Source organism: Bradyrhizobium ferriligni (genome assembly GCF_056837965.1).
Window position 1 is genome coordinate 89863 of the sequence record NZ_JBXEJO010000034.1, and the last position, 8681, is coordinate 98543.

Consider the following 8681-nt stretch of genomic DNA (forward strand, 5'->3'; position numbering starts at 1 on the left):
GACCAGGCAGGATTTTCTCGGCGATCGTCTCCGGTCGATGATCGTTGTCTGCAGGGTTCCCGACCGGATTGTTCACCCGCCTGCCTTGTCGTCTCGATATATACGATAGTATATAGCGTGAGGGAAGCAGCGGAGAGGAAGCTGCGACGGCTGGAGAGCGCGTCATGGAACGAGAATTGGCGTCGCACCACCGATGCGTGTGCTGTGGTGGCCCTATCGAGGGGATCGTCGACGATGAGGCGATCGGCCTCGATGCGCGGATCGGCCTGTTTACGGATGAGTGTGCGTTCGTCTGCAACGAATGCACCGCGAGCCTGATCGCGGCCGCAGCACGGCGCAGGCAGGAACCGGTTCGCGGCAATAGACGAGGGTGACGGAACTCAATCCGGGCTGAACGCGTCGTAGACCAGCTTGCGGAACGCGGGCGTGATGCGCTGGCGCTCGTTCTGGGTCTGCTCAAGCATGATGTAGATCATGTCGAGCTTCGGATCGACGCCGAAATAGGTGCCGCTGCCGCTGTCCCATTTCAACTCGCCGATCGAGCCTGGCGGTGGCGGCTTGGCAATGCCGGGATCGGTGCGCACGGCAATGCCGTAGCCGTAGCCAAAGCCGTCGCCGGGGAAGTACCAGTAGTCGCGGCCGACGCCGGAGCCCGGCCCGATATGGTCCGTCGTCATGGCCTTGAAGGCTGCGGGGCTGAGATAGCGCTTGCCGTCGAGCTCGCCGCCATTGAGCAGCATCTGCGCGAAGCGCGCATAGTCGAGGATGGTCGATACCAGGCCGCCGCCGCCGGATTCCCACTCCGGATGCGCGCGCCGGTCATTCTCTCCCTCGATCAGGATCGTGTCCGAGGGCAGCGGCTCCGCCAGCCGCGTCCGTTCGGTCTCGGCGTCGAGCACGTATGTGGTGTCCTTCATCCCCAGGGGATCGAAGATGCGCTGCTTCTCGAACTGATAGAGCGTCTTGCCCGAGACGATCTCGATCACCCGGCCGAGCACGTCGGTGGAATGACCGTAACGCCACAGCGTGCCGGGCTGCCGCGACAGCGGCAGCTTGGCCAGCCGCGCCGCGAATTCCTTGTTGTCGAATTTCCCGTCGAAGAGGTGGCCTGCGCGGTAAATCTTCTGGATCCAGTCGGCGCCGATATATTCGTAGGTGATACCCGAAGTGTGCCGCATGATATCTTCAATGGTCACTGGCCGGATCGGCGGCACCAGCTCCACCTTGGCCGGATCGTTCCCGCCATCCGGTTCGATGGCGACCTTCACGTCGGCGAAGGCCGGGATGTATTTCGACAGCGGATCCTGCGGCGACAATTTGCCCTCGTCGACCAGCATCATCGCGGCGGTGTTGGTGATCGGCTTGGTCATCGAATGCAGCGCGAACATCGTGTCCGGCCGCATCGGCGATTTGGTCGTGACGTCGCGATAGCCGAAGGTCTTCAGATAGACCGGCTTGCCGTGCTGCTGGATCAGGATGACTGCGCCCGGAATTTTTCCTGTCGCAACCTCGTTGTCAAAGAATGAGGTGATGCGTTCGAGTTTTTCCGGCACCGGGGCAGGGGCATCGGAGGCGCGCGCCGCGCCTGATATGACAACTGCAAGACAACCGATCGCGGTCACTGCCCCGCGAAGCGTCAGCACAGCACGGTGGACTGCCCGTTCATATCCGCACGACATTGAAAAGCCTGCCCCTGCCTGATGCCCTGAGCGCAGAGTTTTAGCGGCGTGCGCTCCCGCGCACCATAATCATTTTGGAGCGAGTTTATTCCCGGCGATCGCCGGAATTATACGATTTGGGTAGCGCCGACGGGCGTGCGCACCGCATTCGACAGCACCTGCAGCGCCTGGCTCAGTTCGGCGCGGTTGCGCGCGGCGCCCAGCGACACGCGCAGGCCGCGCGGCGCGGCTTCGCCCGCCGCAAAGGCGTCTTCGCCGACCACGGCGAGGCCGTTGCGCATCAGATGCGACAACAGGTCGGTGCCGTCGAAATGTTTCGGCAGCGGCATCCAGAGATGGTGGCTCGCCGGCCGCGCCGCATAGCTGACGCCCTTGAGGAAGCGGGCTGCAAGCTGCTGGCGCGCCGCGGCCTCGTTGCGAATGGCGCGGATGATGTCGGCGGCGACGCCGGAACGCAGCCATTGCGTGACCAGCGCGACCATCAGCGATGGCGGCATCTGCATGGTGGCCTGCATGCCGGCGCGCATGCGCTGCTCGGCGCTCGCATCGGGCGCCAGGAGATAGGCGACGCGCAGGGCCGGCGCGATGCATTTTGCGATGCTCGCGGCGAAGTAGGTGCGCTCCGGAATCAGGGTTGCGATCGGCGCCATTTGCGGTTCGAGCGGCCCGTAGACGTCGTCCTCGATCAGGACGCAGCCGCGCTTGCTGATGATATCGGCGATCGCCTTGCGTCTGATCGCGCTCATCGTCGCCGTGGTCGGGTTTTGCTGTGTCGGCACCAGATAGACCGCCTTCGGCTTGTGCTTGCGGCAGGCCTCGTCGAGCGCCTCGGGCTGCGCGCCCTCGGCGTCCATGGCGACGCCGACCAGGCGGACATCGAGCCGCGCCGCCGCGGCCTTGATGCCGGGAAACGTCAACGCCTCCGTCACCACGACATCGCCCGGCGACGTCAGCGCCAGCAGCGCGTTGAAGATGATCGCCTGCGAACCCGGATAGATCACGATGCGGTCGGCCGAGGCCTGCGGCACCCGCGGCGCGAGCCACGCCGCTCCCGCTTCGCGCTCCTCAGTGGTGCCGCCGGGACGCGCATAGCCGAGATAGGCGGAGAACCCGGCCTCGGAGCGGATGGTCGCAAGTCCCTGCGCGATGCGCAGGTCGAGATTGGCCTCGACCGGCTGCGGCGGCAGGTTCATCGACAGGTCGATGTTGACGGGCGCAGGCAGGTCGGAGGCGGCGCGCGCGGTGGTCTCCGAGACGAATGTACCCTGGCCGACACGGGCGTCGAGCAGTCCGCGCCGCCGCGCCTCGCCATAGGCGCGCGTCACCGTGGTCAGATCGATATCGAGTGCCGAGGCCAGCGCGCGATGGGTCGGCAGCCGCTGGCCGCGGACCAGCCGGCCGCTCGCGATATCGGCGGCGAGCGCATCGACGATGCGCAGGAACATCGGGCCGTGCCATTCCGAAACTGTAGGGATCCAATCCATGCAATCCGACGCTTTGTCTTTGATTGTAGGTGTTCGATTGCATATTGTATGGATCATCAGATCAGGTCAAGGACAACGGCCAAAGGAAAACGACGATGACCGAGACGGTTTCCCTGCCAAAGGCGATGTGGCGCGGCTTCACCATGAAGTGCCCGAACTGCGGGCGCGGCCATCTGTTCGGCCGCTTCCTCAAAGTCGCCGATCACTGTGAAGTCTGCAGCGAGGACTTCACCCCGCAGCGTGCGGACGATTTCCCGGCCTATCTCGTGATCGTCGTCGTCGGCCACGTCGTGGTGCCGGCGCTGCTATGGCTCGAGATGAACTACGCGCCGCCGGCCTGGCTGCAACTGGCGATCTGGCTGCCGGTGACGTTGTTCAGCGCGCTCGCGCTGCTGCAGCCGACCAAGGGCGCGATCGTGGGCCTGCAGTGGCAGCTCGGGATGGAGGGATTTGCGGCGACGCGGCGTGTCGCCGCTCCGGCGCGAGCGCGAAGTGCCGCCGGACGGACTCGCGAAGCCTGAAACGGGTTCCGGACTTGTAGCCCGGATGAGCGAAGCGATATCCGGGAGCAATGGTCCCGCATATCGCTGCGCTCATGCGGGCTACAGCAGCGGGTCAAGTCAGGATCGTAGCCCGGATGGAGCCAACGGGTCGCGCGAACGCGCGCCCGATGACAGGCTCCGCGCAATCCGGGGTTCGTGCGGCAGGCGATACCGTCCCGGATTACGCTTCGCTTCATCCGGGCCACGAAGATCAAATCGGATGATGATGCGGCCGGAACATCCGGCCCTTCTCCGTCACCAAGACGACGGCGAGCGCGGCCAGCGTGCAGAGGAAGAAGCCGGTCGCGAACGGCAGCAAGGTGCCGTCGTAATCCTGGCCGATCGTGATGCCGACGCCGATTCCGAGCAACGTCGTGATCGTGCCGTACAGCGATGACGCGGTGCCGGCGATCTTGCCCTGCGGCTCCATCGCCAATGCCGTGAAGTTCGCCATCATCAGTCCGAACGCGAACATCATCAGGCCCGACAGCACCATGAACAGCGGCAGCGACAGCGTGTCGGTCTTCACCGCCAGCAGCAGGGCCCCTGCGACGACGGCAAAGCCGGTCAGCGCGGCGTGCGAGATCACCCGCATGCCGATGCGGCCGACGATGCGCGAATTGAGGAAGCCGGCGATCGCGACGCCGACCGCGCAGGCCGCGAAGGCGACCGGGAAGTAATGCCCGAGCTTGAAGATCTCGGTGAAGATCTGCTGCGAGGAGAACACGAAGGCAAACAGCGAGCCCTGCACGCCGCCGGCGGCGAGCGCATAGCCGAATGTCTGGCGGTTTGTGATGGTCTGACGGAACGCGGACAAGACCTCCGGGATCGCCAACGACTTGCGCAACTCCCTGGGCAGCGTCTCCGGCATCCGCATCGCGCTCCAGGCCAGCGCGATCACGCCATAGATCATCAGCAGCACGAAGATGCCGCGCCAATGCGTCAGCAGCATCACCGCCTGGCCGAATGACGGCGCGATCACCGGCACCGCGATGAATACCATCATCGCGAGCGACATCACGCTCGCCATCCGGCGTCCCGCGTAGCAGTCGCGCACGATCGAGGTCGCGATCACGCGGGTCGCCGCGGTGCCGAGCCCTTGCAGCGCGCGCGCCAAGAGCAGCGTCTCGAACGAGGGCGCCATGATCGCGAGCAGGCCGGCGATGGTGTAGACGGTCATGCCGCCGAGCAGCACCGGGCGGCGGCCGAAGCGGTCCGACAGCGGGCCCATCACGAACTGGCCGACGCCGAAGCCGACCAGGAAGATCGACAGCACCATCTGCGGACGGTTGGCGTCGGCGATCTGGAACGCGGAACGGATGTTCGGCAGCGCCGGCAGCATCATGTCCATCGCCAGCGGGTTCAGCGCCATGATCGAGGCGATGACGACGACGAATTCCGGGAAGCCCATCGGGCGGTGGCCTGAGGAAACCCAGGCATCGGCATTAATATCAGACACTTAGCAACCTCTTGGGAATCCTTGCATCGTAGCGATCTTGCTGCGATGCACAATCGGCGTTTCGGGATAGCTGCCCGCCGATCGCGGTCGAGGTAGCGGGGTCGGGAACCGGGGTCAGAAGCACAATTCGCCGAATATCGTTGCGACTGCAACTATTTTGCTCGTGTGGCGCGGAAACCTCTGCTAATCCCGCGCCCAGCATCCGTGCGGGAAGGCGCATCGCCGCCGACCACGCCCGCGCGGCCAAGAACAGGTTCAAGAACGGGTTTTGGGGAGGCGACATGTCCATCGAAATGTCCGCGCGCTCGCGCGGCGCTGAACTGTCGGATGAGGAGCGCAAGGTCCTCACCGCAACGCTCGTCGGCACCACCATCGAGTGGTACGACTTCTTCGTCTACGCCCAGGCGGCGGGCCTGGTGTTCGGCGCGCTGTTCTTCGCGCCGATGAACGCGAACAATCCGCTGCTGGCGCAGATCGTGTCGTTCGCGACGCTCGGCCTGTCATTCCTGTTCCGCCCGTTAGGGGCCATCGTCTGCGGCCATCTCGGCGACCGCTTCGGGCGCAAGAACATGCTCGTCGTCACGCTGCTGTTGATGGGGGCGGCGACCGCGCTGGTCGGCCTGCTGCCGACCTACGCGCAGATCGGCGCCTGGGCGCCGGCGCTCCTCATTCTCCTGCGCATCCTGCAAGGCTTCTCGGCCGGCGGCGAGTGGGGCGGCGCGGCGCTGATGGCGGTGGAATCGGCTCCCGTCGACAAGCGCAGCTTCTTCGGCTCGTTCCCGCAGATCGGCACGCCGCTCGGCATGATCCTGGCGACCGGCGTGCTGTGGGTGCTCACCGCGACGCTCGGCAAGCAGGCGATGATCGAGTGGGGCTGGCGGATTCCGTTCCTGCTGTCGATCGTGCTGATCGTCGTCGGCATCGTGATCCGCCGCACGGTCGAAGAGTCTCCGGTGTTCAAAGCGATGCAGCGGCGGCACAAGGAATCCTCCGCGCCGCTGCGCGACCTGATGCGCAATCACAGCAAGGAAATCCTGCGCACCGCGCTGATCTTCATGGCCAACAATGCGGCCGGCTACATCCTGATCGCGTTCATCATCAGCTACGGCGCCAACACGCTGAAGATGCCGTCCGAGCAGCTGCTGCTGATCGGGACGCTCGCGGCCGTGAGCTGGTTCATCTTCACGCTGCTGGGCGGCATCCTCGGCGACAAGATTGGCCGCGTGCGCTGCTTCCAGATCGGCTACACCCTGATGGTGCTGTGGGCGGTGCCGATGTGGTTCTTGATCGACAGCAAGAATCTGCTGCTGTTCTTCGTCAGCGCCGTCGGCCTCACCATTGCGCTCGGCCTGTCCTACGGCCCGCAGGCGGCGCTCTATGCCGAGCTGTTTCCGGCCAAGGTGCGCTATTCCGGCGTCTCGATCGGCTATGCGCTCGGCGCCATTTTCGGCGGCGCCTTCGCGCCGATGATCGCGCAGTGGATCATCGGCACCTACGGCCAGTCCTGGCGCGTCGGCGTCTACATCGCGGTGCTGTCGCTGATCTCGCTGATCACGGTGTCGACGATCAGGGATCCGCAAGGCGTCGATCTGAACGTGCACGACGCGGGAGCGTGATCACTCCAGGGCGGACTACCGGCTGGGTCCGTCACGCCCGAGCATCGCCGGCCATTCCGCGCCCACTGAAGGGCGCGGTCATTCAGATGCGGGCGCCGCGGTTGTAGCCGTCGACGAGCTGATTGTAGTCGCGCATCAGCCGCGCCGGCGATCCTTCCACCATCCAGCCGGCGCCGGCGTTGCTCAGCATCATCTTCTCACCGGAGCTGTAGGGCACCTTGTCGCGAACGCGGCGCATGAGCTGCTTCGCCGTGGTGAGGAATGATTTGGCGCTGCCGATGAACATCGAGCCGAGCTTGGCGTCGCCGTCCTTGCCCGAGGTCTCGTCCATTGCCTTCACCGTGGCCTCATACTCGTTGAGCGCCTGGGTTATCGCGTCGAGGTTGGGTTTGTCGGCCTGCTGCGCGCGAAGCACGCGTTTGGCCTGGATCATCAGGGCCTCGACATAGTAGTGCGACTTGCGGCCTTCGCTGGCCTCGATCGCGGCCAGTTGCTCGGCGGCGCGCTTGTCATTGATGGCCTCGACGCCGGCGCGCAGCGCCTTGTCGGCGCCGGCAAACGCATCCCAGGCCGCGGCCAGGCGCGGATGCAGCGCCTTGCCCTTGGCCATCTTGTCGTCCTTGTAGTTCTCCTGGGTGTAGTAGCCGTCCGCCTCCTTCAACAGCGGCTCAAGCGTGGTGACGGCTGCAACATACGCGTTCGCGGCGGCCTCAAGCTCGGCGTCGTGCGGGTCCGCTGCATTGGCCTCCGCGACGCTCGTCTTGCAGTCGGACGTGTCGTAGATCGTGTAGGTCCCGTAGATGATCCGCTCCTTGCCGGTGGGACCGCTCTTGGCGGCCCAGGAAAAGTAGCGTTCGCGAGATTCGTACGAGCGCGCCGAGAGACGGTTGATGCACCCGACATAGGCGTTCAGCTTGTGCGTCAGTTGCGCGGCAGAGGCGCTCGCCGATGACGCAGGCGGGGCCTGTTGCGCGGCGGCAGGTTCGAGGAAAGCAACGATGGCCGCAATCGCAAGGAAAGGGGTATTTCGCATCGGTAGTTTGCCCTCGTCTCGGCCGGAAATTGGCCGCCTCAGCCTGGAAAGCTTATGTGACGGCAGAAGGAGACGTCACACGGGTCTCCGCCGAGGCCGCGAGGCACACTATCGATAGACTTGTTTGTCGGCTACGGGCCAGAAGCCACTACCGCCGAACCTGGCGATCATGGATCGCGCCTACGCGATTCCCAGCATCGCCTTCAGCTTCTTGACCGCGCTGTCGGGCGTCGTCAGCACCTCGCGGCCGGTCACTTCGGCGACGCGCTCGGCCGCCGGGGCCATGCTGTACTGGGCGAGCGCGATCAGGTCGCAGTCGCGCAGCTCCTCGGACGCCTCGACCACGATGCGGTCATGCTCGGCGCGGTCGCCGCGGTCGAGCGCCGCCAGCGCGCCCTCGGCAAGCTTCGGCACCAGCGTGACCTGTGACGGAAATTCCGGGGGCATCGAGACCAGCGTCGGCGGAAAGGTCGAGAGCAGGCCGATCCGCTGGCCCTTCGCCACCGCCTGTTCGATCATCGCCTCGTTCGGCTTCAGCACCGGCATCGGCGCGTGCTCGCGCGCCACCGCCTCGATGCACGGCCCGAACGCCGAGCAGGTGAACAGAATGCCATTGGCGCCGGTGCCGACAGCATAGCGGCCCATGGTCAGAAACCGTTCGGTCATGCGCTCGTCAAGCTTGCCGTCGCGCGCGAGGTCCGCCGACAGGCTGTCGTCGAGCAGGTTCATCAGCCGCGCCTCCGGCCAATGTCGTGCGAATGATGCTTCGATCGGCACGATCGAGTGCTTCAGGGCGTGAATCAGGGTGATGCGCATCGATGTTTCTTGCTCTCCCTCTCCCCGCTCTTTCGCGGGGAGAGGGGTGGGG

8 protein-coding genes are annotated in these 8681 nt (G+C 65.3%); 3 read left to right on the top strand and 5 right to left on the bottom strand.

From position 1 onward, the window contains the following. The first annotated feature begins 164 nt into the window (after positions 1-164). The gene (locus AC1VNY_RS21225; protein ID WP_482406663.1) at positions 165-374 is read left to right on the top strand and encodes a hypothetical protein; all 210 of its coding nucleotides are present in this window, start codon (positions 165-167) and stop codon (positions 372-374) included. A 6-nt stretch (positions 375-380) separates the two neighbouring features. Here AC1VNY_RS21225 and AC1VNY_RS21230 read toward each other — a convergent pair whose 3' ends face one another. Beyond that, positions 381-1679, bottom strand: a complete 1299-nt coding sequence (locus tag AC1VNY_RS21230; RefSeq protein WP_482406664.1) for a serine hydrolase domain-containing protein — start codon at positions 1677-1679, stop codon at positions 381-383. Between the two features lie 107 nt (positions 1680-1786). Beyond that, positions 1787-3163 (bottom strand): aminotransferase-like domain-containing protein, encoded by a 1377-nt coding sequence (locus AC1VNY_RS21235; RefSeq protein WP_482406665.1) that lies wholly within the window; start codon positions 3161-3163, stop codon positions 1787-1789. Positions 3164-3258: 95 nt separating this feature from the next. Between AC1VNY_RS21235 and AC1VNY_RS21240 the strand changes: the two genes are divergently transcribed. Then, entirely contained in the window at positions 3259-3684 is a 426-nt protein-coding gene (locus AC1VNY_RS21240; protein WP_461193876.1) for a DUF983 domain-containing protein, read from the top strand. A 232-nt stretch (positions 3685-3916) separates the two neighbouring features. On the opposite strand, the gene AC1VNY_RS21245 is transcribed toward AC1VNY_RS21240, so the two are convergent. Further along, a complete protein-coding gene (locus AC1VNY_RS21245) occupies positions 3917-5116 on the bottom strand; it encodes a multidrug effflux MFS transporter (protein ID WP_439711190.1) in 1200 nt (399 codons plus the stop codon). A gap of 329 nt (positions 5117-5445) precedes the next feature. On the opposite strand from AC1VNY_RS21245, the gene AC1VNY_RS21250 reads away from it, so the two are divergent. Then, entirely contained in the window at positions 5446-6780 is a 1335-nt protein-coding gene (locus AC1VNY_RS21250; RefSeq protein ID WP_482406666.1) for an MFS transporter, read from the top strand. Positions 6781-6862: 82 nt separating this feature from the next. On the opposite strand, the gene AC1VNY_RS21255 is transcribed toward AC1VNY_RS21250, so the two are convergent. Continuing rightward, positions 6863-7813, bottom strand: a complete 951-nt coding sequence (locus tag AC1VNY_RS21255) for a YiiG family protein (RefSeq protein ID WP_482406667.1) — start codon at positions 7811-7813, stop codon at positions 6863-6865. A 180-nt stretch (positions 7814-7993) separates the two neighbouring features. Next, positions 7994-8629, bottom strand: a complete 636-nt coding sequence (locus tag AC1VNY_RS21260) for an aspartate/glutamate racemase family protein (protein ID WP_482406668.1) — start codon at positions 8627-8629, stop codon at positions 7994-7996. Positions 8630-8681: the final 52 nt, after the last annotated feature.